This is a genomic window from Aquimarina sp. AD10 (assembly GCF_003443715.1).
Taxonomy (GTDB): Bacteria; Bacteroidota; Bacteroidia; order Flavobacteriales; family Flavobacteriaceae; genus Aquimarina; species Aquimarina aggregata.
The window spans coordinates 3,629,088-3,651,624 of sequence record NZ_CP031965.1; the positions used below are offsets into that span (position 1 = coordinate 3,629,088).

Here is a 22,537-nt window from a genome sequence, read left to right on the forward strand (position 1 = left end):
ATGTCAAACCCCTCTTGAAAATTAATTTTCAAGAGGGGTTACTTTTTTCTTTAAAACATACAACCCTCTATTGTAACAATTTAACATCATAATCGTCAAATACATATACCTTCTAACCAACAAAAATGAAAGCAATTGTATGGACCAAATATGGTCCTCCTGATCTTCTCGAGTATGCAGACGTCCCAAAACCTGTTCCAAAAGACAATGAAATACTTATTAAAATAAAAGCAGCAACAGTAACTGCTGGTGATTGTGAGCTACGCAGATTCGATATTGCACCATGGATTTGGTTACCTGTTCGATTATATATGGGTATACTAAAACCAAGGATTCGTGTACTAGGTCAAGAATTCTCTGGTGAAATTGAATATGTGGGTAAAAATGTTACTCAATTTAATAAAGGAGATAAAATTTTTGCAAGTGCAGGTATGGGTATGGGGGCATATGCGCAATATAAATGCTTACCAGAGACTAATGCAATTGGGTTTATACCAAATAATATGAATTTTGAAGAAGCTGCAACTATAGCGACAGGGGGAATTAACGGACTTCATTTCCTTAGAAAAGCTAATGTTGAAAAAGGACATAACATCTTAATTAATGGCGCCGGAGGAAGTATTGGTACTTATGCACTACAAATTGCTAAATCACTAGGTGCACAGGTAACCTGTGTTGATCGTGCAAACAAATTAGAAATGTTATCTGCCATAGGTGCAGATTATGTTATAGATTATAAAAATGAAGACTTCACCAAAAATGATAAAAAATATGATGCTATAATTGATGTTGTAGGAACAAGCTCATTTAAAAGAAGTCTAAAATCTTTAAATAAAAATGGCAGGTATATATTAGGTAATCCAAGGTTTTGGGGAATGATGAAAGGTATATTTAACAATCTAAAAAGTAATAAAAAGGTCATCTTTCAACTTGCAAATGAATCCAAAAAGGATTTAGCATATCTTACAAACCTTATTGAAGCGGGAAAAATAAAATCTATAATTGATAAACGATTTTCGTTAGAACAAGTTCCTGATGCACATAAATATGTAGAGGCAGGATACAAAAAAGGTAATGTTGTAATTTCTATTCCTCAAGATCACTAAAAATAAAACACCTATGAGAGGTCTACAAAAAAATATTCGGATTATTTTTGGTGTTGTACTTTTTTACTTACTTAATAAATTTATAGTAAGGCCTTATATTTTAAAAGGTGATTTTATTGAAGAATTAAATATTCTTGTTCTTTCTTTTCCAAACTTATGCGAAGCTATTGTAGGTTCTCTTTTCCTAACTAACGTTGGATTAATTGCTAACGCGAAAATTTTGAAAACAAACGAGATCTATATTTATAGTATTGCTATTATTTTTGCATCTATTTACGTAATATTACAAGAATTAAAAATTCATAATTTGGGTGGAGAAAATGTATATGATCACTACGATGTATTGTTTTCTGTTGTTGGATTACTAATAACTTTTATATTCTTAGTTATTGATAAACCTAAATGGATGAGTAATGAATAAACCACAAAAAATTCATAGTGATTTTCAGCATTTCTTAAGTCTTAAGAATGAAAAACTAATTGATTTATTTTCTGATTTAAGAACTTACATTTTAGAAATATACCCCAATAGTAACGAATTGTTATATCATACACACGCGCTAACCTCTGTGTATTCTATTTCAGAGAAACTATCAGATGCATTTTGTATGATTCCCATTTATAAAAACCATCTCAATTTAGGATTTAATAAAGGTACCCTACTAGAAGATTCTCACTATCTTTTAAAAGGCACAGGAAAATGGATCCGACATATTCCTATAACTACTTCAACCGATTATAGAAACGAAAAGACACATCAACTTATTAAATCGGCAATTGCATTAGCCATTGAAGATATGGATACACCATCCAAATCAATAGGAAAAACCTATTCAAAAATAAAGTTAAGCTAGTATTCTACTCATTTTCTAAATCCCGCTACAGCTAAAAATTGCATTTCTTAAAACGGCACAAAAATCGGTCATTGACAATTATTTTATGCAACCTTTAAGTTGGTTCTGCATCTAACTAATGAAAAACATAATTTAAATCACAATGAAATATTTATTTTTTCTAACCTCTTTGTTGCTTTTCTCCAGTTGTAGCAATACTGATGACAATACATCATCATGTAATGGAGCAGTATGCACTTTTGATTTTAGAACTATCACTGTTGAGATAAAAGATAGTTCTGATAATCCTGTTGCATTGGACGTTTTTAAAGTGACAAATGTTAAAACTGGAGATGATCTTACATTAGAAATTTTTGAAAATCAATGGGAGATAATGAGAAAAAATGGAAGTTATCCAATATTTAGTGATCGGTACTCAAACGAGTTTCGAAACAAAACATTGAAAATAAATTTTAAAGGATTTATTAATGACAAAGAAGTTATTAGTTCAGATTTTATAGTAGGTGCCGATTGTTGTCATGTATCTCTTATCGAGGGGGAAAACTCGATAACCATTAATTAGAACATTGTTTTACTCAAAAAGTCTTTGATAGTGTTTGCTATATTTCAACAGAAATATTTAAAAAAGTTACAGGTTGAAGAATATCAAAAATCAATAATTATTTACTAAATTTCATAGCTTACAAAATGATTTTTTGATATTCTTTTTAATTAACCAACATGAAAATTGTAGACCTATCCAAACCTATACAATATAACAAATCTGATCCTTGGTTTATGCGTGTAAAAATTAAGCACAAACCGCATAAAAAGGCAAAATGGTTGATTCGTATTCTTGGTTTACCTTTTAAGCTTTTCCCTAAAGATTTTATAGGATGGGCAGACGATAGTATACAAAAAATGGGAGTTCATGCCACCACTCATATCGATGCCCCTTGGCACTACTCCCCTACTACAAATGGAAAAAAATCTAAAACTATAGATGAAATTCCTCTAGATTGGTGCTACGGCGAAGGTTTAGTAATAGATATGAAACATAAAGCAGATTTTGACCCTATCACTGTTGCTGATATCCAAGGGTTTTTAATTGAAAACAAACTTAATATTGTTCCAGAGATGATTGTACTTATTAAAACTGGACGTGATATCTATAATGGCACTAAAGATTTTCATAAAATTGGAACTGGGATGAGTGCCGAAGCTACAGAATGGCTTATTGATCAAGGCATAAAAGTCATGGGTATAGATTCTTGGGGGTGGGATTTACCTTTGCCATATATGATGAAAAAAGCCAAAGAAACTGGAAACCCAGAATTATTTTGGGAAGCACACCTTGTTGGAAAAAACAAAGAGTATTGTCATATGGAGCAGCTGGTTAATCTAGATGCCTTACCCTATAGTGGCTTCAAAATAGCTGTTTTTCCTTTAAAAATAGTTGGTGCATCCGCTGCACCTGCGCGAGTAGTAGCCCTGTTAGGTTAGCCATTAATTTTATTTTTCTTAATTTTATAAACTATAAAGTACTACAAATGAAAAATAGTATAACTTCTCTTTATAGCATTTATCTAAATATTAAAAGTAGAGACTCTTACTTTTATCTATAACACTCTGTACCCTTTATTTAAATAAGGTACTTTTTCATTTTATTTATTTCAATTATTAATATTATATCTGGGCAGTGCATCTCTATACAATTTAGGATTAGGTTCTAAAATGTTATAAAGTAGATCGCGTGTATAAATAGTTTTTGATATACGATCAAAATACAAATCGCTTTGTATCACATGCCCTATTTAAAAAATCAGTTTAGACATGAAATTACCATATATAGAACCATATAAAATAAAAATGGTAGAAGCTATCAATCAATCTACCATTGCGCAACGTAAAGTTTGGATAAAAAAAGCCAAATACAATTTATTTAAACTATCAAGTGATCAGGTGATTATTGATTTGTTAACCGATTCTGGTACAGGCGCTATGTCTGATAAACAATGGGCAGAAATTATGTTGGGAGATGAAAGTTACGCAGGATCTAAGTCTTTTGAAAAATTAGAAACCACCGTTAAGAAAATTACTGGTTTTGAATATTTCATACCCACACATCAAGGAAGAGCAGCAGAAAACGTTTTATTTTCTGCTCTAGTTAAAGAAGGAAATCTTATCCCCGGAAACTCCCATTTTGATACCACAAAAGGCCATATCGAATTTAGAAAAGCGCATGCTGTTGATTGCACAATTGATGCAGCGTTTGATACTACTATAGAGCATCCTTTTAAGGGAAATATCGATCTTCAAAAGTTAGAGCATGTGTTTCAATCTAACGAAATAAATACTATTCCATTTGTGCTTATAACCATCACCTGCAATTCTGCAGGAGGGCAACCTGTTTCAATGCAGAATATTCATGATGTTTCTGTTTTATGTAAGCAATACAATATTCCTCTATACTTTGACTCTGCTAGATTTGCAGAAAATGCCTACTTTATAAAAACACGTGAAAAAGGTTATGAAAATATATCTATTAAAGACATTGTAAAAGAACTATTCTCTTTTGGAGATGGGATGACAATGAGTGCTAAAAAAGATGGTATCGTGAACATGGGTGGTTTTATAGCACTAAAAAGTCAAAAAGTATATAAAGCCTGTGTTACATATAACATCATGTATGAAGGATTTGTAACCTATGGTGGAATGTCTGGACGAGATATGGGTGCATTGGCAGAAGGGCTAAAAGAATCTACAGAATTTACCTATCTAGAAAGCAGGATAAACCAAGTACATTATTTAGGCAAGCGTCTTGTAGAATTTGGAGTCCCAGTTCAACAACCTTTTGGTGGGCATGCGATTTATCTAGATGCTAATAAATTTGTAGCAAATATCGCTCAAGAAGAATATCGCGCACAATCATTGGCCATCGAGTTATATATCACCGCAGGAATTAGAAGTGTAGAAATAGGAACTATTCTAGCCGATAGAGACCCTATAACTCGAGATAACCGGTATCCCAAACTAGAATTAGTTCGTTTAGCTATTCCTAGAAGAACATATACCTTATCCCATATAGAATACATTGCTATAGCTATTAAAAATGTATTTGAAACTAGAAATGAGGCAAAAAGAGGGTATGACATCACCTGGGAAGCACCAATTATGAGGCATTTTACTGTAGAACTTGAAAAATTGTCCTAAAAATCAAGTTTGGCAAATTACTAAATGCCCTACCCGAATGAGTAGGGCATTTAATTTCTTAATCTAATAAAAAATAGCACGTCTAAAAAGTTTAGTTTTGTATTATATAACTAGTTTTTATGATCTTCGAAACACAAAAGCTTATTGTTAGATATCTTACTATACAAGACAAAGATGCATATTTTGATATGATGGGCAATCCGAATGTTATGAACCTTGTTCCAAGGCCAGCAATGTCACGAGAAGATAGTGATAAACATCTACATTGTGTTATGAACATTGATCATATGACTTCGGATACAAAAGTATGGGCAATCGAGAGTAAACTTGAAAACGATTTTATCGGTCTATGTGCTTTTTTAAAAAATGATGCAAATCAAGACGAAATTGGATATCGTTTAAGAGAAAAGTATTGGGGAAAAGGATACGGAACCGAGATTGCCAAAGGACTAATTGATTATGGATTTTATACTATGAACTGCGATATAATTACCGCAGATGTCACCATAGATAATAGTAGATCGGCAAAGATTTTAGATAAGTTCTTATATCGTGATAAAGAATTCTTTAATGCCAATGATAACTGTAATAATCGAAGATATAAGATCGATAAGATATCTTGGATGAAAAAAAATAAGTAATTATAAATTCGAAAATGGATTATACACTAAATAAAAAAGCTTTAGAAGAAAATGGGTATTCAATCATTAAGAGTTTATATACAGAATCCGAAATTGATCAAATAGCAACATGTATAAAACACTCTCAAAAAAAAGAAGAGTCATTTTTAAGAACTAAAGACTTATTTGCTATAAGACAACTAAACAATGTAGTTCCTAGACTACGGGAATTGTTATTTAATGTAAAACTAACAAACCTTTTGTCAGAATTATTTGACACCAAGTACTTTTTAACCAAAGCTATTTATTTTGACAAACCAAGTACATCTAATTGGTTTGTTGGGTATCATCAAGATTTAAGTATTTCGGTAAACAAAAAAATCGATATTCCAGGATATACTAATTGGACATTCAAAAGAGGCCAGTACGGCGTTCAACCACCTATTGAAATTTTACAAAACACCATCACATTAAGAGTTCATCTAGATGAAACAGACAAAAACAATGGTGCACTAAAGGTAATTCCTAAATCACATTTAAAGAATATATATCGTCCCGAATCCATTGACTGGAATATAGAAACAGAACACGTTTGCGTTATTGAGGAAGGTGGTGTAATGCTAATGAAACCTTTGACTTTACATGCATCCAATAAGACTACAAATGGTAAGCGAAGACGTGTGATCCATTTAGAATTCTGTAACCATGAACTGGAAAACTCCTTAAATTGGCAAGAACGTTTTGAATTATAATAGATACTAAAATTCAAATGAAAAACTTCACACAGATCATCTTATTTTTTTCATTCATCTTATCTGTTGGGTGCTCAAAAAAAGATCATGCAAAAATTACTGTGGCCACAGCTGCAAATATGCAATTTGCAATACAAGAAATTGTTAAATCTTTTACCGAACAAACCGGGATTTCTTGTGATATAGTGATTGGCTCATCAGGAAAACTTACCGCACAAATTAAAGAAGGCGCCCCATATGATATTTTTATCTCTGCAGACACAAAATATCCCAAAGCATTATACACTCAAGGATTTGCAACGAGCCCCCCTGAAATTTATGCTCATGGTAGTCTGATACTTTGGTCTATTTCTGACACGCTACGACCAAATCTTAAATTTTTAGATAAAGACTATATTCAACATATTGCACTAGCAAATCCAAAAACAGCCCCTTATGGTGAGGCAGCAATTTCTGTATTAAAACATTATGATATTTATCCTCAAATTCAGAACAAATTAGTGTATGGCGAAAGTATTTCGCAAACCAATCAATTCATAGTTTCTGGAGCAGCTCAAGTTGGTTTTACTACCAAATCAGTAGTATTATCACCTCAAATGAAAGGAAAAGGCAATTGGATCTCAATCCCTAAAAACAGCTACACTCCTATTGCACAAGCGGTAATTTTAATACAAAAGGAAAAAGTATCAAAAAATGCAACCAAATTTTATGAGTATCTATTCTCGTTAAAATCCAAAGAAATTCTTGAAAATTTTGGATACCTTGTGACTGAAAAATGAATACACTTACTGGACAAATATCAACCATTGAAGTAAACGGAAGCTTAGCACTTATTACTACTAGAGTAAACGATGTATTTTTTACTGCGATTATCGTAGAAACTCCCGAAACCGCCTCTTATCTTAAATTAGGAGCCACTATTAAGGTATTATTTAAAGAAACTGAAGTTATCATTGCTACCCAAACCCCAGAATATCTAAGTTTACAGAATAAAGTTATAGGACAAGTCACCCAAGTAGATAAAGGTGTTTTATTAAGCAAACTAGTAATTAACACAAGTGTTGGAGACATCGTTTCTGTAATTACAACAAAAGCCGTTAACCAATTAGGTCTTACAAAAGGTAATCACGTTACTGCTATGATTAAGACCAACGAAATTTTATTAAGTGAATGATAGATTGGGAACCTTTAATATTAACTTTTAAGTTAGCATTAATAACTACAGTATTGTTGTTGTTTTTAGGCATTCCTTTGGCGTATTGGTTAGCGTATTCAAAATCAAAAATTAAACCTGTTATTGAAACCCTGGTGAGCATGCCGTTGGTGCTTCCGCCCACAGTAATAGGGTTTTATTTATTACTAGCCTTTAGCCCGTCAAATACATTCGGAAACTGGGTGAGTGAATGGTTAGGGTTACATCTTATATTTTCTTTCGAAGGGCTTGTTATTGCATCAATTTTTTATAGCTTGCCTTTTATGGTACAACCTATACAAGCTGGATTATCAAGTCTACCAAAACAATACAAAGAAGCGTCGTATGTACTTGGTAAATCTAAATTTAAAACATTATTAAAGATTATCTTACCCAATATTAAACCCGCTTTATTAACAGGTACTGTACTTTCTTTTGCACATACAATAGGAGAATTTGGCGTTGTACTGATGATTGGGGGAAATATTCCGGGTAAAACGAAAGTAGCCTCTATTGCTATCTATGATGAAGTTGAAGCATTAAATTATAGCACTGCCAATACCTATTCATTAATACTACTGATCATTACTTTTAGCATTTTATTAATCGTATATCTTATTAATGGTGGGTATCTTAAAAAAATGAATAGATGATTCAATTGCTGTTGCATAAAAAATTACATACAGCAAAAGGCATGATGCCTCTTGATATCGATTTAGCTATTACTCCTGGAGAATTTGTGACACTTTATGGTGCCTCAGGGGCAGGAAAAACATCTACCTTAAGAATGATATCCGGTTTACTAACTCCTGATAACGGTAAACTTGTTGTTAATGATGTTGTTTGGTTAGACACGAGTAAAAAAACCAATCTCAAACCCCAACAACGAAAATTAGGTTTTGTGTTTCAGGATTATGCGCTGTTTCCTAACATGTCTGTTCTTAAAAATTTAGAATATGCTCTAGAAAAGCATCAGGATAACAGCATTATTACAGAACTTATTGATATGATGGAGTTAGGAGAATTACAGCATCAAAAACCTAGCACTTTATCTGGTGGACAACAACAACGTGTAGCATTGGCAAGAGCATTGGTACAACAACCCGAAATACTATTGCTGGATGAACCCTTATCTGCATTAGATACTAAAATGCGAATTAAACTTCAGGACTATATTTTAAAGGTTCATCAAAAATATAAACTCACTACAATATTGGTGAGTCATAACATTGGTGAAATTATAAAATTATCGGATCGTGTTTGTCTTCTAGAACAAGGAAAAATAATTAAATCAGGAATACCTTCTACCATATTTGCTACGCATCAAATGAGCGCTAAATTTCAATTTACAGGAGAAGTCATAAGTATACAAAAAGAAGAAGTTGTCTTTATTGTTACCGTTTTAATAGGCACTAATGTTGTAAAAGTAATAGCTCAAGAATCTGAAATCGCTAACTTAACTACAGGAGATACCGTGATTGTTGCTTCAAAAGCTTTTAATCCAGTAATTCAGAAAGTTCTTTAATAAAGAACGCAACGTATTTTCAAAAACAACATCTATAAAACTTCTCTAAAGTATGAACTTTATAATCCAAAATATATGAAATTTAAGTTTACTATAACTCTGTCATTACTTTTGTTCATAGGTTGTACTAAAAGTGATGATAGCGGAATAATTATTGAACCTGCAGGGGCAGCAGAATATAGTATTACCAATCAAAGTGATCTTGATTTGGAGGTTGTTTTTACTCTTAACGGTCAACTTAATAATCAACCCGATCAATCCAAAATTATCAAGAGCAAAACATCTACCATAGTATTTAATGACGGTGCTTTTGGGTTTAATCCATTTCCATCATATACTTTTAACCAGATTAAATTCTATAAAACTCCAAAAGAAGAAAATAATCTCTTACTAACAATCTCTACCGTATCCGATGATGATTGGACTATTATTGGAAGAGAAGATTTCGAAACTGGCTATGGGTTAACTAAATTTGAATTTACTATCACACAAGAGAGTTTTGAATAACCCTATTGCTTAATGTGCGTAAAAATCTTGTTTTTAGGTATTTCATAAAGAGAATTCTATATTTACTACATTATAATAATTAGTTCGTACTTTAAACTAAGTAAAAACTAATCTTATAACAATCATTCTATTGCAAACATAAACACTATAGGAGGCATTGATTTTTGAAACACATACACTACAAAATTCATTACAAAATTATATAGAGTCTATTTTCTATTTTAAAGACTTTATACCAGATCATTCTATAGAAAGAGTGGTTCCTACTGGGCATGTTTTTATCATATTTGAATTGGATGGGATATCTAGAAATACTTTTGATAATGTCTCCTTAAAACCCAATGGTACTTTTACTAAAGTTTGGATTTCAGGTATGCATAAAAATTACCTATCTATCTCTGCTCATCAAAATTCAGAGATGTTTGTAATCCAATTTAAACCTTATGGCGCGTATCCATTTTTAAATATTCCTATTTATAAACTTAATAATCAAGTACGTGGGGCGCAAGAAATTTTAGGTAGAGAAATTTTAGAACTACGAAAATCACTTGTAGAAAATTCTACTCCAAAAGAAAAATTTGACCTTGCCGAAAATTGGCTGTTAAAAAGATTTGATACCGATAAGTTACCCAATAAAGAACTATTATCTACAATACAGAAACTCATAGACCAACCACTATCCCAGCATAAACAAATTGTGGATAGCTATCCCAAAACACAAAAACATTTTATTGATCAAATGAAGGTGTTTTGCGGACTTACTCCAAAAGTTTTTCATAGAATAGTTCGATTTAACGAAATTCTACAACAAATTCGACAAGAAAAAAAAATAAATTGGTCGCAAATTGCGTATCAATTTGGCTACTCTGATCAATCACATTTTATCAAAGAATTTAAAGAGTTCTCTGGTTTTAATCCACAAGAATTTATTGATCAAGATTATGATAAAGGAGAACCCAATTTTTTTCCTTTAGATAGAGAAGGTTAATTTTTTACTATACATCATAATTTTGATTTGCTTTCTTTAAGATCGTAAATACATACTAGATGAAAAATATAATATGTGCCGTAAATTTCCTTTTATTATGGGGTATTTCTTATTCTCAAAACAGAACTATAAATTCAGAAAAAAGAGTTATTTCTAGAGTTGATTCTACGTACATCAACGAATTAGCATTGATCCAAGAATTTAAAGTAAATGTTTCTCTTGATTCTGTTTGGAACGCTTTTACTACGCAAAAAGGATGGGAAAGTGCATTTGTACCCATCGCCGAAGTTAATTTCAAAATCAATGGTACCATAAAAACTAACTATAACAAGAAAGCTACTATTAATGACCCAACCACAATAGTGTTACATGTTCTTAACTATGTACCAAAAAGACTTATCACACTACAAGCAGAGATTTCAAGTCATTTTCCAAAAATTATGAAAAAAGATGAAAAAGATCTTTATAATATTATCTATTTTGAAGAAATTGAGCGTACTGTAACAAAGGTAGTTTCATATGGTATTGGATACAAAAACAATCCTGAATATAATAAACTTATGGCTTTTTTTATTCAAGGCAACGAAATGTCATATCAAAATTTAATTTCCTATTTAGAAACTGGTAAACCTGTAAAACACTAAGTCATGGATAAAGCACTACAAACAATGATCAATAATATGCCTCAAAAGACCGGGAAGACATTAGAAGAGTGGAAAAAAATCTTAAAAAGTAAGGCCTTTGAAAAACATGGACAAGCAATGACGTTTTTAAAAAAAGAACATGGTGTAACACATGGTTTTGCGAATACTATCATACAATTATCAAAAGAAAATACAGATACGCCATCAGACCTTGTGCATAAACAATACTTAGGTAAAGAAAACCTAAAACCTATTTATGAACAATTACTTGTTATCGTCGAAAAATTCGGAAAAGACATCAAAATAACACCTAAAAAAAATAGTGTAAGTATTATTAGGAAAAAGCAATTTGCCTTAATAAAACCTGCAACTAAAACAAGAATCGATTTAGGACTAAAATTAAAAGATAAACCAACTACCGATCGACTTGAAAATTCTGGACCTTTTGGCGCCATGTGTACACATCGAGTTCGAATAACGAATATAGCCGAAATTGACGATGAATTAATCCACTGGCTTAAAGAGGCATACCAAAAAGCAGAATAAAAAAAACAAAAGGATTAAGCATTTTTATCTATTGATTTAAATCTTAATGTATAATTTATCAATCTACATTATTTAGAGAGTTTATATATTTACAATACTAAACGTATATTTTTAAAACTTTTTCTTTTATACATAAGCCTACAATGGTATAATCTTTGTTTTGCAAAACACGATTATTAATATTAAAATCACACAAAAAGTAATTATGTTCAAAGTAGTTTGTATTTTTTCGATATTTCTTATTTCTTGCTCAAACAATACAACCCGTAAGGATAATACCTCATCTCCTAGAGCAGAAAGCACAAAAAATAACTTAAAAAACAATGTCAATAGTGCTAGCGATCCAATTAAAACTAATGAACAGATAATTGCAGAAATTCGTCAGTTATATAAAGAGACTCTTTACAACAAACATTCATATCATCGTCAAGACCTTGATGATTTTGAAAACTCTTCAGAAGGAGGGCAATTAACCATCTTCAAATCAGATAAGAAAATAAGGCTAATTGAAACTGTTTACTTCGGGCATTTAGGAAAGGTGAAACATGAATTTTATTTCCTTGATGATAAATTGTATTTTATGTATTCACAAGAACATGCATATAATGCTCCTCCAACACAACCTGAGTTTGATGATACAAAAACCTCGGTTGAAGAATCTCGATTTTATTTTTGGGATAACAAGATGATACGATGGATCAAGCCTGATGGCCAACATGTCGATTCAAAGTCTGCCGAATTTGACAAGGAATTAAAACGAACCATGGAGATTGCAACCAAAACTCTTGAAACTTCCTATAAAAATTCTTTATCGAATCCCACAATTAAAGAAGAAATCGATCATTTTATTTGCTTTAAAAACAATGATGGTAACACTCCTAACATTACCATTGGGTATTCAAAGAAAGAAATAGCTCTTAATGTACGTTATGAGGGGCAGAAAGATGCCATGAGATTACAATTTGTGAAAAAAGAATTTAAGGAAGGGCATCCTAGTTATACAACAACATATAACGAATTGGTATATAGTGAATCTCGCGGGCCTGAGATAAATGGGAGATATGAAATAATTCATTCTGGAGTATGGGACTATGTAAAATATACCAGAGGTCGAGATAGTAAAGTTTTCAATTTTACTATCATTCATGATAAAAGTTATCAAAAAACACCATGTTTTTAGATTATGTTATAAGAACTATTACAAAAAAACGCAATGAGAATCATCATATACCATATGTTTTTTGTGGAGCTCATAACCATTTAAACATAGAAATAAAAAGACTTACCCTTGTAAACAAATCAAAAAAATTAGTCTAAAAACGGCTATTTTAAACTCTTAAAAAAATGTTAACTAAATAATTCGTCTTGTTAAAATAATTTTTCTATATTTGTCTCATCAAAATATTCTCACACACACTCATCTTTTCACTTAAGGTTTTATTCAAAAGCAGCTAAATTTCTAGCTACATTATCACTCAGTATTGATCATGTAATGATCTATTATTTACTATTAAATTACAATAGCTATTAAATTAGCTTAATGATATTAATATATGGTAAGGGTATTTATTTTCCACCCTGCTACATAGTAATTATATCGAAGGGAAAAGGCTCAAATGTATATACTTGCAAGGTTGTTAATTTGGGTTTGTTGGGGGACACGACGGGTATATAATTACAAAAAATCCCTCTCCTTTATGGAGGGGGAATTTTTTTTACATCTGATTTTTATAAAAATACAGAAGTTTATGAAAATGTCAGACAGAAATCACTTCATCTTCACTTAATAACTCTTCTTGCCGCAAACGTAGTATTATTTGTGCAACAGCTACAGTATCTTTTTCACAATAAATAATAATTCGATCGATATCTCCTTCTTCATAATACACTTGTCTTACTTGACTTCCATCGATATCATCCTTTGGCGAAGGTATACCTAAAATTCCTGTCAATAACTTTAATGATGTATAATGCTTATAATCTCCAAATTTCCAAAGATCCAAAGTATCCAAATGTGCCACTTCCCATGGTTTTTTACCAAATAGATTAAGTTTATATGGTAGCGCAATACTATGAATAATCATTCTTCTGGCTATATATGGAAAATCAAACTCTTTACCATTATGAGCACAAAGTAAATGATGGGGCCTATTAAAATGTGTTTCTAAAAGGTTTTTAAAATCTAGTAACAATTGTTTTTCTTCTCCATAAAAAGAAGTTGTCCTAAACGATCTAGTTTCACCTTTAAATGTAAAATATCCTACAGAAATACAGACAATCTTACCAAACTCTGCCCATATTCCTGCTCGATCATAAAACTCTTCTGCAGAAAAATCTTCTTTTCTTTGATATTTTGTTTTGTCAGCCCAGAGATACTTCATTTCATCACTAAGATCATCAAAATCTTTATGTTCTGGTACTGTTTCTATATCCAAAAACAAAATATGTTCTAGGTCTAATTTATGAAGCATGCGCTAACATTTTATAAGCTTCTTCAATAAAAATATAGAAGTCTTCACTAAACGATTTTTGAGGTCCTCCTCTTTGATGCCCTAATCGGACAATGATCACATTATCTTCTGGGATGCAGATTACATATTGTCCTAAAATTCCTCTCATGGCAAAGATTTTTTTATCTAAATGATCCGATATCCATAAACCGTAACCATACATATCATCTTTTTCAAATCTAGGTTTGGTTATTTTTTCTGTAAACTCTGCTGGTAAAATTTGTTGTCCGGCAAAAACACCTTTATTTTTAAACAAGATACCAAAACGTGCAAAATCTCTTGCATTACTAGCTACGCAACAATACGCTTTTTCCATACCGCTATTTTCACTGTCTAATTGCCATATTGCTTCTTGCTCCATTCCCATAGGTTTCCAAAAATTTTCGCTTAAATAAGCAGATAAGGTTTTACCGGTAGCTTTTTCTATCACCATACCCAATAGTTGAGTATTACCACTTAAGTATTTAAAACGTTGACCCGGCTCTTCTGTAACTTCTAATCCCAATAATACTTCTCTAATATTTGTATCATAATATGCTTTGGCTGTTATCGAGAATGGGCTTTTGTAACTTTCTTCCCAGTTTAATCCCGAAGACATTGAAGATAAATCTCCTACTGTAGTTTTTGCCGCTAGACCTTCAGAAAACTCCGGAAAAAAATCTCCTAATGGTTGGTCTAAACTCTTAATATAATCATCCATAATAGCTTTTCCAAGCATAGCAGTAACCATACTTTTTGCCATAGAGAAGGAGTTTGTTTTAGATGTCTCATTAAACCCTTCTGCATATTTCTCATACCATATGCTATCGTTTTTAATAATCATATAGGCAATAGTTCCAAACTTTTGATTGGTTTTATGTAATCTATCAGTTGCTTTTACGGCATTATATTGTTTATGTATAGCCCAGGGAATAGTTGCATTTCCTTTTTCTATAGTGCGATTATCAAAATAACGATAATCGTCTAAATACGCAGTTGTGTGGCCCGTCATATACACAACACGAACTCCTTTAAGAATATATTCTGAATCAAAAATGTACAATAACACTACACATAAGAGTATAATAGCAAGAAGTCCCTTTAAAAAGAATTTGAGTATACGTTTAATCATTTTTATATAAAGTTGATTTTAAGCCAATTTAATTAAAAAAAACGAACGACTTAGAACGCAATGATAAAATATAACAGTTTCAAAAAATGAAACTGCATGAATTATTTAATATGCTAAACAAATTGTATTTTCTTTGCTTTTATAATGTAGAAAGAGCGCTCTTAGAGCGCTCTTTCTATGTGTTTACAGTTGAATTGAGTTGAGAGTTGAGTTAATAATACTTAGGGTATAAAAATCTTAGTCCAGATCTGTCATTAAAGTTAAGTTCTCCATCGGTTGTTCTAAAGTTGAAACAAGCATTCATTATAGAATTTTCTTGTTCTAGAATACCTGGTATACTAGGAAGCGTTCCAAATATTATAGATGGTACAGGAAGATCGTTTTCTACCGTTGGTTCTGTCTCTAATCCTTGGTCTACGCAACTTTGTCTAGAATTCCAGTCTGTATGCCTAAAACCAATTGCGTGCCCTATTTCATGAGTAAGAAGGTGCTCGAAACCATCAGGAAAATTAGCATTAACCCTGCTATTAATTAAAACAAAAGGACCTGGTTTTCCTTCTGCATTAGGAAAATCTGCTAATCCATCAGAGTTTATGTCAGAAGCAGTGTTTACTCTAATTTCAAAAACATCTGAATCGAATGTTGGTTCTGTGGTAAAAGTAAGTGTTAGCTCTAATTTAGAAGAGACTTCATTCCAGTTTTGAACTGCAGCTACTAATCCATCTTGGGCTAATTGACTTAAACCAAAAGGACCTTCACCAATAAATGCAATGATATCCACGGTAGGATATTTATCTGTATCAATTAAAAATTGAGATCTATACTGTTTAGCATTTAAACCTCCTTGATTACTTGGAATTGCTAAAAATCTATCAACATCAATTGCCATATCTCCTGATGTAATCACTATTTTTTTTGTTGACCCATCAAATAATTGTATTTCTTGATAATTAAAGAGAGAAGGATCCATTTGCAAATCCAATACTTTATTTAATACATTATCAGGAAGGTTAGTTACGTTTACTTGTTCTGGAGTTCCAAACTCTTCATTAGAACAAGAAGTAGTTAATAGCGTAACAGTCGACAGGAGTATTATACCTGTTTTAAAAAAGTTGAGTTTCATATAAATGTAATTTGTGTTACCGATATAAAGACAAATCTAAGTTGTCTTTAATAACATAATCACATCTATTGTTTGAACTGCTTATTTAGATGTATAAAATGCAGTTTTATTTACATTAATGTAGTTTGTAAATGTATTATTAACATAGTTTTACCTTACCAAACTTATAATATATTCATTTTTTTATAAAGTTCTTTTTTACAATTTCTCGATACTGGTAAGGATTTTCCGTTTTTCATAACCACAGATCCTCCTTGTTCTTTTGCCAAAAAATCTATGTGATTTAAATTTACTAAATACGATTTATGAATTCTTAAAAAGCTATAATCTTTAAGTTTGGTTTCAAAATGTTTTAAGTTCTTAGAAATGACTATTTCTGTCTCATCAATCATAATAAAGGTAGTGTAGTTTCCGTCACTAACACAATACAGCACATCGATGGTTTTAATCATATGAACTCCTTTTGCATCTGTGATAGATATTTTTGCTGGCTCCATGACCTTAGCATATAAATCTTTAAACTCGTCTATCTTATTTTCTTCAGAACGCAAACGATCTCTAAGTCTAAATGTTTTATCTATAACCTTAACTAGTCGTTTTGCCTCAACAGGTTTTAACAAATAATCGATAGCATCATATTGGTATCCTTGAATTGCATACTTATCAAAAGCTGTTACAAAAACTATTTTAAAAGTAATACTATCTAATTCATTTAAAATGTCAAAAATTGAAATCGCTCCCAATTGAATGTCTACAAATACTAAATCCGGTTTTAATTGTGATAATATGGTCAAAATTGATTGCCTATCTCTAGCTTCTCCAATAATCTCAACTTGGGGACAATATGATTCCAGAAGCATTCGGATATTTTCTCTGTCTTTCTGTTCATCATCTATAATTATGCATTTTAGCGTTTCTATCATTCTTCTACTTTACTATTCAATATTGGTAATACTATCACTACTTCTGTTCCTTTCGATTCTCCATGCTCATAAAACAAATCATTTATGGTTACACTGGCAGGTTGATACCCAATTTTATCTAAGAGTCGTAATCGCTCATCTGTATTTCTTGTTGCTATAGATAGATGAATGGTATTATTTCCTTGTTTTTTTATCTCTTGGGCCTTAGCTCTACCTATGCCATTATCAAGAATTTTACAGATAATTATGTCATTTTCTTTGATAAAAGATACCTTTAAAATTCCTTTTTCTTCGGCATGTGAAAATCCATGAATTATTGCGTTTTCTATATATGGCTGTACAACCATAGATGGTATTGTTGGGTTATCCTTGATCAATTTATCATCAATATAATAAGAAACTTCGAAACTTTCATTGAATCGTTCCTGCTCTATTTTGATATATGATTTTAAAATATCTAGTTCCTTTTGAAAACTAATATATATGCTATCAGAACTTGAAAGAATATTTCGAATCAAGTTCGAAAATTCTGTCATGTAATCATTGGCTTTAAGACTATCTTTTTTCAGGATATAGTTCTGTAACGTACTAAATGAATTAAACAAAAAATGAGGATTCATCATTGATCTTAAAGATTTAAGTCTATTTAGACTTAACTCTTTATTAAGTTGATGAAATCGAACTTCACTTTTATGTCCTCGGTATAAAAAAACAGATAATGTTAACATCAAAAAACTTCCTAAAACATAACTAAAAACTCTGGTTTTATCTATTCTTTTTACAATTTCAACATTTTGTTGTTCTAAGTTAGATATTTCTGCCTCTTTGACATTTACAATACTCTTACTTTCTATTTTTGCAATTTCTTTTATGATTTTAAGACTATCCAAGGCATTGGTCAATGGTCTAATTTCTCTCAAAATCTCGATACTCGACTTTAATTTTCCAATCTTTTCGTAGGCTTTAGATAAATCTTCCTTGGTCAATACAATATTTATAATATCCCCTTTGCCAATGTAATCTTTGTGTGCGATTTCAAAATAGTTTATTGCTTTCGTATACTCTTCAAGGTCAAAATAAATAGACCCTAGAGTATGCATTAGTGCGGGACGTAAATTATCATTCTCATTTTGTACAATAGAACTCAAATCAATATTAGTCTCTATCATATCGAGAGCTATTTTAGGTTTACCCTTTAAATAATATCCCCACGCCATATTATTATATGCTATTTTACACGATCTAGAAGTTCTATCATCTTTACAAAATTGTGTTGCTAATCTAGAATAGTAAATTACCGAATCTGGTTGCGAATTCCCAAAAGACGACCCTATATTGCTATATCCAATACTTTGATCGTATATCGAGGATTCTTCTTTATCGATATACTGCAATGCGTCTTTAAAATCTTTTCTGCACTGCGCCAGGTCTCCAATATTTATTAATAGCAAACCTCTGGCTGTGAGCGCATCCCAGTATAGTTTATTGTTGTTTATTTTTTTAGCTCTGTACATCGCTAAATTATAATACTTCAATGCACTAATAAATTGTAATTTTTTTTGATCTAATTTTCCGTATCTAATGATACTTCGTACCACACAGTTTTCATCATTGTGTTTAATACCATATATTAACAAAAAATCTAAAATTTCCTGAGCTTTATTATATTGTTTTAACGAAGTACGAGTATAACGCTCTAAACGAAATCCAGCGGTAATCATTTCGTCTTTGCGTTTTCTTTTTTTTGCTAGATCAAAAGCTCTTCTGTAATACACCTCTGCCTTACCAAAACTTTTAGAATTATTAAGACTATCTGCTATATTGATCAATTGATCTACAGAATTGATTTCTAACGAGATCTCTTTTGAATCTAAATCCACTATTTTTTGACTATAACTCTTTATAAGAATTAAGACACACGTTACAATCAAACACAATGAGTTTTTCATATCTACTACTAATCATTAGAGATATAACGCATCTTTAAAATAAGGATTGTTGTTTGACTGGATTTTCGTGATCAAGTAACCATTTTTTTCGCCATAGTCCCCCTGCATATCCTGTAAGTGAACCATCGCTACCAATAACACGATGACAAGGTATCACGATCCACAATGGATTTTTACCATTAGCTGTAGCTGCTGCGCGAATACATTTTGGATCTCCTAATCTTTTGGCGATATCAAGATAAGATACTGTTTTACCAAATGGAATTTTTAATAGTTCATCCCAGACTTTTTTTTGAAATTCGGTTCCTGATGGGTTTAATTTGAGATCAAAGACATCTCGTTCGCCATTGAAGTATTCTTGTAATTGAAGTACTGCTTCTTTTAAATAAACCGGGATATTATCTTGTGATGGTTTTGTTTTAGGTTCTTTTGTTACTGAAACACTTGTAATACCATTTTCATCACCAGATATAATGGCGGTTCCTAATGGAGTTTCTATACATGTTTCTACTTCCATTATTCTTCAGTGTCATCTAAAATCCCAAGGCGTTTGGCTCTTTTTTCCCAGTTTTTACGTGCCAATTCCTGCATATTTTTATCTGTATCACTCTCATCCATAATCTCTAAACCTAGAAGGGTTTCGATTACATCTTCCATACTTACTAAACCGCTCACCGAACCATATTCATCTACTACAAGAGCTACATGCTCTCGTTGTTCGACCAGCTTTTCAAATAAGCTAGGTACTGCCATATTTCTATCAACAATAAACAATTGTCTTTTTAGTTCTCCAAGTTTTTTATTGTGGTTATCTTCAGCCATTTCCTTGTACACCTCATCTTTAAGCACATAACCCGTTATATCATCAAGTTTATCCTTATATACTGGGATTCTAGAAAATCGCAACTCTTTATTAGCCTCAAAAAATTCTTGAACATTTTGACCTTCAGAAGCTATTTTTAATACCGTTCTTGGTGTCATGATATGTTTTACTAAAATAGCTTCAAAATTGAGTAGATTTCTAATCACTTTTGATTCTGACTTTGCAAAAACACCTTCTTCTTCTGCGATATCGGCCATTGCTGTAAAATCTTCTCTACTTAGTACGGATCCATGATGCCCTTTACCACCTATTAGTTTTGTTGTAAGTTGAAGCAACCACAAAATTCCGGTGTATTTTAAAGGTGCTATAAGCACGATTAATGCTTTTGATGTAAAGTTTCCTAATTGTTTCCAAAATGTTGCACCTATCGTTTTAGGAATGATTTCTGAAACCACTAGAATTAACATGGTCATAATCGCAGAAACAATACCTACCATATTTATCCCTAATACTTCAAATTTATAGGGTAGTTGTTCTGCTTGTACTCCTACTAAAATAGCACCCACAGTATGTGCTATTGTATTAAGTGTAAGAATAGCGATTAGTGGTTTATCAACATCTTTCTTTAGGTTTTCTAAAGTAGTCGCATATGGTTTACCTTCTTTCTTTTTAACATTAATAAAAGTCGGAGTTACACTAAGTAACACTGCTTCTAATATTGAACATAAAAACGAAAAGAAAATAGAAAGTACTGCGTAAATAATTAATAAGGTCATCTTGTTTTAAATATTGTACTAAAGTACGGATTTTGCAATGTATTTTTCAAACATTTAATTACCAACCCACATATTGAGGAGGTTCTACTTGGTTAAGGTTTAAATATACGATAAGTTGTCCTCGGTGATGCGTAACATGATCTTGCAACAGATTAAGTATTTGCAATTTTGATTTCCTACCAGCAAAAAAATCTATCTCAGTTTGTAAATCTTCTGATTTAGAGTTTTGTACTTGGGTATATACACTATCAAATGCCTTCGTAAGTTCTGTAATAACTTCTAACTTAGTTTCAGGAATATTTTCTTTTAATTTCTCTCTATCAAATTTAACAGAAGAAAAATATGTAGTTCCTAACCAGAGCATATTCCCTCGTATATGTAATAATTGACTCTTAAAGTCCATTTCTCTATCCGTAGGTTTATAATCAAAATGCTCTTCTGGCATTTTCTCTGCGATTTGTAAAAGATATTCTTTAGAGTTTTTCCACTTTTCAAGAAATGCATCTTTTGGAGTAAATTGTTGTGCCATCAATGGTGTTGTGATCAAAAAAATGATACTTAAAAATCTATTCATTATTTCGTTTTACTAGTACTTACCTCATTCATATATATTTCTAAAGCTTTTAATTCTTCTTCAGAAAAGTTTTTGATAATTGCAAAGTTTGTTTTCATAACTACATAGGTTTCAGGATCTACAATAGGATCTGCTTTTTGTTTTAGAAAAGCTATTAGATCTGCATCTTTTTCTTTGTAAATCTTTACAATTTCGGTTACTCCGGGACCAATAGATTTTTTGTCAATTTTATGACAAGTATAGCATTTACCTTTACCGTCAAAAATCTTTTTTCCTATTTCAAAAGGGGTCGATTCACCTTTTTTTGTTCCTATCTGTATTGTTTCTTTTTCTTTTTTTTCAGATTGGCAGCCAATAGATAACAAAATTAAAACGGCCAATACTACACTAATCTTTTGCATATAAAACGTTAATCGAATATTATTTACTATTAAATTTGTTTTTAATTTTCTCGATGTCTTCTCTAAACCTTTTTAATAAATCCTTTGAAAAGTTGGTGATAATCTTTTCTTCATCTGGTGCAATACCTTTACTAGCTTCAGCAATTTTGGTAAGTGCATAAATCATAAAGTCATACTCTTCATCAGGACCATTGTCAGAAAAAACTTCTATTACTTTTTTATATAAACCTTCAATATCATTTTGGTTTTCATTTTCATAATCAAAAGACCACTTTATTTCAGCTCCCATAGGGTGACTCTTCAAAATATCCTCAAGGGTTTCAACTTCTTCTTTCTGGATAACACCGTCACTCATTGCTATAACATATAGCAGCTCTCCGAAAGTTTGATATAACCGATCTTTACTTACCATACACCTCTC

At 31.4% G+C, this 22,537-nt stretch carries 27 protein-coding genes; 17 read left to right on the top strand and 10 right to left on the bottom strand.

The window, feature by feature from the left end:
• The first annotated feature begins 125 nt into the window (after positions 1-125).
• The 17 genes from D1816_RS15045 to D1816_RS15125 all read left to right on the top strand — a co-directional run bounded on the left by D1816_RS15045 (position 126) and on the right by D1816_RS15125 (position 13,106).
• Positions 126-1,106, top strand: coding sequence for an NAD(P)-dependent alcohol dehydrogenase (locus D1816_RS15045; protein WP_118503881.1), 981 nt, complete (start codon positions 126-128; stop codon positions 1,104-1,106).
• A 13-nt stretch (positions 1,107-1,119) separates the two neighbouring features.
• Positions 1,120-1,527 (top strand): hypothetical protein, encoded by a 408-nt coding sequence (locus D1816_RS15050; protein ID WP_066319953.1) that lies wholly within the window; start codon positions 1,120-1,122, stop codon positions 1,525-1,527.
• Entirely contained in the window at positions 1,520-1,960 is a 441-nt protein-coding gene (locus D1816_RS15055) for a DUF5655 domain-containing protein (RefSeq protein ID WP_066319950.1), read from the top strand. The genes D1816_RS15050 and D1816_RS15055 overlap by 8 nt, the downstream gene beginning before the upstream one ends.
• Before the next feature lie 142 nt (positions 1,961-2,102).
• Positions 2,103-2,522: a hypothetical protein gene (locus D1816_RS15060; RefSeq protein ID WP_066319948.1), complete on the top strand. Its 420-nt coding sequence runs from the start codon at positions 2,103-2,105 to the stop codon at positions 2,520-2,522.
• A gap of 158 nt (positions 2,523-2,680) precedes the next feature.
• Complete coding sequence (locus D1816_RS15065; protein ID WP_118503883.1) at positions 2,681-3,442, top strand: cyclase family protein; 762 nt, start codon at positions 2,681-2,683, stop codon at positions 3,440-3,442.
• Positions 3,443-3,772: 330 nt separating this feature from the next.
• Positions 3,773-5,152, top strand: a complete 1,380-nt coding sequence (locus D1816_RS15070) for a tryptophanase (protein WP_118503885.1) — start codon at positions 3,773-3,775, stop codon at positions 5,150-5,152.
• A gap of 119 nt (positions 5,153-5,271) precedes the next feature.
• Positions 5,272-5,793 (top strand): GNAT family N-acetyltransferase, encoded by a 522-nt coding sequence (locus D1816_RS15075; RefSeq protein ID WP_118503887.1) that lies wholly within the window; start codon positions 5,272-5,274, stop codon positions 5,791-5,793.
• A gap of 14 nt (positions 5,794-5,807) precedes the next feature.
• Positions 5,808-6,524: a phytanoyl-CoA dioxygenase family protein gene (locus D1816_RS15080; RefSeq protein WP_118503889.1), complete on the top strand. Its 717-nt coding sequence runs from the start codon at positions 5,808-5,810 to the stop codon at positions 6,522-6,524.
• A gap of 17 nt (positions 6,525-6,541) precedes the next feature.
• Complete coding sequence (gene modA / locus D1816_RS15085) at positions 6,542-7,303, top strand: molybdate ABC transporter substrate-binding protein (protein ID WP_118503891.1); 762 nt, start codon at positions 6,542-6,544, stop codon at positions 7,301-7,303.
• Complete coding sequence (locus tag D1816_RS15090; RefSeq protein WP_066319932.1) at positions 7,300-7,698, top strand: molybdopterin-binding protein; 399 nt, start codon at positions 7,300-7,302, stop codon at positions 7,696-7,698. The genes modA and D1816_RS15090 overlap by 4 nt, the downstream gene beginning before the upstream one ends.
• A complete protein-coding gene (gene modB / locus D1816_RS15095) occupies positions 7,695-8,369 on the top strand; it encodes a molybdate ABC transporter permease subunit (RefSeq protein ID WP_118503893.1) in 675 nt (224 codons plus the stop codon). The genes D1816_RS15090 and modB overlap by 4 nt, the downstream gene beginning before the upstream one ends.
• The gene (locus D1816_RS15100; protein WP_118503896.1) at positions 8,366-9,241 is read left to right on the top strand and encodes a sulfate/molybdate ABC transporter ATP-binding protein; all 876 of its coding nucleotides are present in this window, start codon (positions 8,366-8,368) and stop codon (positions 9,239-9,241) included. The genes modB and D1816_RS15100 overlap by 4 nt, the downstream gene beginning before the upstream one ends.
• Positions 9,242-9,316: 75 nt before the next feature.
• Entirely contained in the window at positions 9,317-9,748 is a 432-nt protein-coding gene (locus tag D1816_RS15105; protein ID WP_118503898.1) for a hypothetical protein, read from the top strand.
• 157 nt (positions 9,749-9,905) lie between these two features.
• Complete coding sequence (locus D1816_RS15110) at positions 9,906-10,736, top strand: AraC family transcriptional regulator (protein ID WP_118503900.1); 831 nt, start codon at positions 9,906-9,908, stop codon at positions 10,734-10,736.
• 59 nt (positions 10,737-10,795) lie between these two features.
• A complete protein-coding gene (locus D1816_RS15115) occupies positions 10,796-11,380 on the top strand; it encodes an SRPBCC domain-containing protein (RefSeq protein ID WP_118503902.1) in 585 nt (194 codons plus the stop codon).
• A gap of 3 nt (positions 11,381-11,383) precedes the next feature.
• Positions 11,384-11,926, top strand: a complete 543-nt coding sequence (locus tag D1816_RS15120; RefSeq protein WP_118503904.1) for a DUF4287 domain-containing protein — start codon at positions 11,384-11,386, stop codon at positions 11,924-11,926.
• 205 nt (positions 11,927-12,131) lie between these two features.
• Positions 12,132-13,106: a hypothetical protein gene (locus D1816_RS15125; RefSeq protein WP_147405039.1), complete on the top strand. Its 975-nt coding sequence runs from the start codon at positions 12,132-12,134 to the stop codon at positions 13,104-13,106.
• Between the two features lie 577 nt (positions 13,107-13,683).
• Here D1816_RS15125 and D1816_RS15130 read toward each other — a convergent pair.
• The 10 genes from D1816_RS15130 to D1816_RS15175 form a co-directional block, all read right to left on the bottom strand.
• Complete coding sequence (locus D1816_RS15130) at positions 13,684-14,397, bottom strand: 3'-5' exonuclease (protein ID WP_118503908.1); 714 nt, start codon at positions 14,395-14,397, stop codon at positions 13,684-13,686.
• Positions 14,387-15,547 carry a serine hydrolase gene (locus D1816_RS15135; protein WP_118503910.1) on the bottom strand — a complete coding sequence of 387 codons (1,161 nt, stop codon included), beginning with the start codon at positions 15,545-15,547 and terminating at the stop codon, positions 14,387-14,389. The genes D1816_RS15130 and D1816_RS15135 overlap by 11 nt, the downstream gene beginning before the upstream one ends.
• Before the next feature lie 211 nt (positions 15,548-15,758).
• Complete coding sequence (locus D1816_RS15140; protein ID WP_118503912.1) at positions 15,759-16,670, bottom strand: M57 family metalloprotease; 912 nt, start codon at positions 16,668-16,670, stop codon at positions 15,759-15,761.
• Between the two features lie 164 nt (positions 16,671-16,834).
• Positions 16,835-17,593 (bottom strand): LytTR family DNA-binding domain-containing protein, encoded by a 759-nt coding sequence (locus D1816_RS15145; protein WP_066319910.1) that lies wholly within the window; start codon positions 17,591-17,593, stop codon positions 16,835-16,837.
• Positions 17,590-19,473 carry a histidine kinase gene (locus tag D1816_RS15150; RefSeq protein WP_066319908.1) on the bottom strand — a complete coding sequence of 628 codons (1,884 nt, stop codon included), beginning with the start codon at positions 19,471-19,473 and terminating at the stop codon, positions 17,590-17,592. The genes D1816_RS15145 and D1816_RS15150 overlap by 4 nt, the downstream gene beginning before the upstream one ends.
• Positions 19,474-19,576: 103 nt before the next feature.
• Positions 19,577-20,059 (bottom strand): methylated-DNA--[protein]-cysteine S-methyltransferase, encoded by a 483-nt coding sequence (locus D1816_RS15155; RefSeq protein WP_118503914.1) that lies wholly within the window; start codon positions 20,057-20,059, stop codon positions 19,577-19,579.
• Positions 20,059-21,141, bottom strand: a complete 1,083-nt coding sequence (locus D1816_RS15160; RefSeq protein ID WP_066319906.1) for a CNNM domain-containing protein — start codon at positions 21,139-21,141, stop codon at positions 20,059-20,061. Before D1816_RS15160 ends, D1816_RS15155 begins: the two co-directional genes overlap by 1 nt.
• 58 nt (positions 21,142-21,199) lie before the next feature.
• Positions 21,200-21,715, bottom strand: a complete 516-nt coding sequence (locus D1816_RS15165) for a DinB family protein (RefSeq protein ID WP_066319903.1) — start codon at positions 21,713-21,715, stop codon at positions 21,200-21,202.
• Positions 21,715-22,116, bottom strand: coding sequence for a c-type cytochrome (locus D1816_RS15170; protein WP_066319900.1), 402 nt, complete (start codon positions 22,114-22,116; stop codon positions 21,715-21,717). The genes D1816_RS15165 and D1816_RS15170 overlap by 1 nt, the downstream gene beginning before the upstream one ends.
• Before the next feature lie 19 nt (positions 22,117-22,135).
• Positions 22,136-22,528: a TerB family tellurite resistance protein gene (locus tag D1816_RS15175; RefSeq protein ID WP_066319898.1), complete on the bottom strand. Its 393-nt coding sequence runs from the start codon at positions 22,526-22,528 to the stop codon at positions 22,136-22,138.
• Positions 22,529-22,537 lie beyond the last annotated feature (9 nt).

Coding starts and splice junctions, on each gene's coding strand:
- D1816_RS15045 (WP_118503881.1), top strand. CDS start 126: ATGAAAGCAATTGTATGGACCAAATATGGTCCTCCTGATCTTCTCGAG.
- D1816_RS15050 (WP_066319953.1), top strand. CDS start 1,120: ATGAGAGGTCTACAAAAAAATATTCGGATTATTTTTGGTGTTGTACTT.
- D1816_RS15055 (WP_066319950.1), top strand. CDS start 1,520: ATGAATAAACCACAAAAAATTCATAGTGATTTTCAGCATTTCTTAAGT.
- D1816_RS15060 (WP_066319948.1), top strand. CDS start 2,103: ATGAAATATTTATTTTTTCTAACCTCTTTGTTGCTTTTCTCCAGTTGT.
- D1816_RS15065 (WP_118503883.1), top strand. CDS start 2,681: ATGAAAATTGTAGACCTATCCAAACCTATACAATATAACAAATCTGAT.
- D1816_RS15070 (WP_118503885.1), top strand. CDS start 3,773: ATGAAATTACCATATATAGAACCATATAAAATAAAAATGGTAGAAGCT.
- D1816_RS15075 (WP_118503887.1), top strand. CDS start 5,272: ATGATCTTCGAAACACAAAAGCTTATTGTTAGATATCTTACTATACAA.
- D1816_RS15080 (WP_118503889.1), top strand. CDS start 5,808: ATGGATTATACACTAAATAAAAAAGCTTTAGAAGAAAATGGGTATTCA.
- modA (WP_118503891.1), top strand. CDS start 6,542: ATGAAAAACTTCACACAGATCATCTTATTTTTTTCATTCATCTTATCT.
- D1816_RS15090 (WP_066319932.1), top strand. CDS start 7,300: ATGAATACACTTACTGGACAAATATCAACCATTGAAGTAAACGGAAGC.
- modB (WP_118503893.1), top strand. CDS start 7,695: ATGATAGATTGGGAACCTTTAATATTAACTTTTAAGTTAGCATTAATA.
- D1816_RS15100 (WP_118503896.1), top strand. CDS start 8,366: ATGATTCAATTGCTGTTGCATAAAAAATTACATACAGCAAAAGGCATG.
- D1816_RS15105 (WP_118503898.1), top strand. CDS start 9,317: ATGAAATTTAAGTTTACTATAACTCTGTCATTACTTTTGTTCATAGGT.
- D1816_RS15115 (WP_118503902.1), top strand. CDS start 10,796: ATGAAAAATATAATATGTGCCGTAAATTTCCTTTTATTATGGGGTATT.
- D1816_RS15120 (WP_118503904.1), top strand. CDS start 11,384: ATGGATAAAGCACTACAAACAATGATCAATAATATGCCTCAAAAGACC.
- D1816_RS15125 (WP_147405039.1), top strand. CDS start 12,132: ATGTTCAAAGTAGTTTGTATTTTTTCGATATTTCTTATTTCTTGCTCA.
- D1816_RS15130 (WP_118503908.1), bottom strand. CDS start 14,397: ATGCTTCATAAATTAGACCTAGAACATATTTTGTTTTTGGATATAGAA.
- D1816_RS15135 (WP_118503910.1), bottom strand. CDS start 15,547: ATGATTAAACGTATACTCAAATTCTTTTTAAAGGGACTTCTTGCTATT.
- D1816_RS15140 (WP_118503912.1), bottom strand. CDS start 16,670: ATGAAACTCAACTTTTTTAAAACAGGTATAATACTCCTGTCGACTGTT.
- D1816_RS15145 (WP_066319910.1), bottom strand. CDS start 17,593: ATGATAGAAACGCTAAAATGCATAATTATAGATGATGAACAGAAAGAC.
- D1816_RS15155 (WP_118503914.1), bottom strand. CDS start 20,059: ATGGAAGTAGAAACATGTATAGAAACTCCATTAGGAACCGCCATTATA.
- D1816_RS15160 (WP_066319906.1), bottom strand. CDS start 21,141: ATGACCTTATTAATTATTTACGCAGTACTTTCTATTTTCTTTTCGTTT.
- D1816_RS15165 (WP_066319903.1), bottom strand. CDS start 21,715: ATGAATAGATTTTTAAGTATCATTTTTTTGATCACAACACCATTGATG.
- D1816_RS15170 (WP_066319900.1), bottom strand. CDS start 22,116: ATGCAAAAGATTAGTGTAGTATTGGCCGTTTTAATTTTGTTATCTATT.
- D1816_RS15175 (WP_066319898.1), bottom strand. CDS start 22,528: ATGGTAAGTAAAGATCGGTTATATCAAACTTTCGGAGAGCTGCTATAT.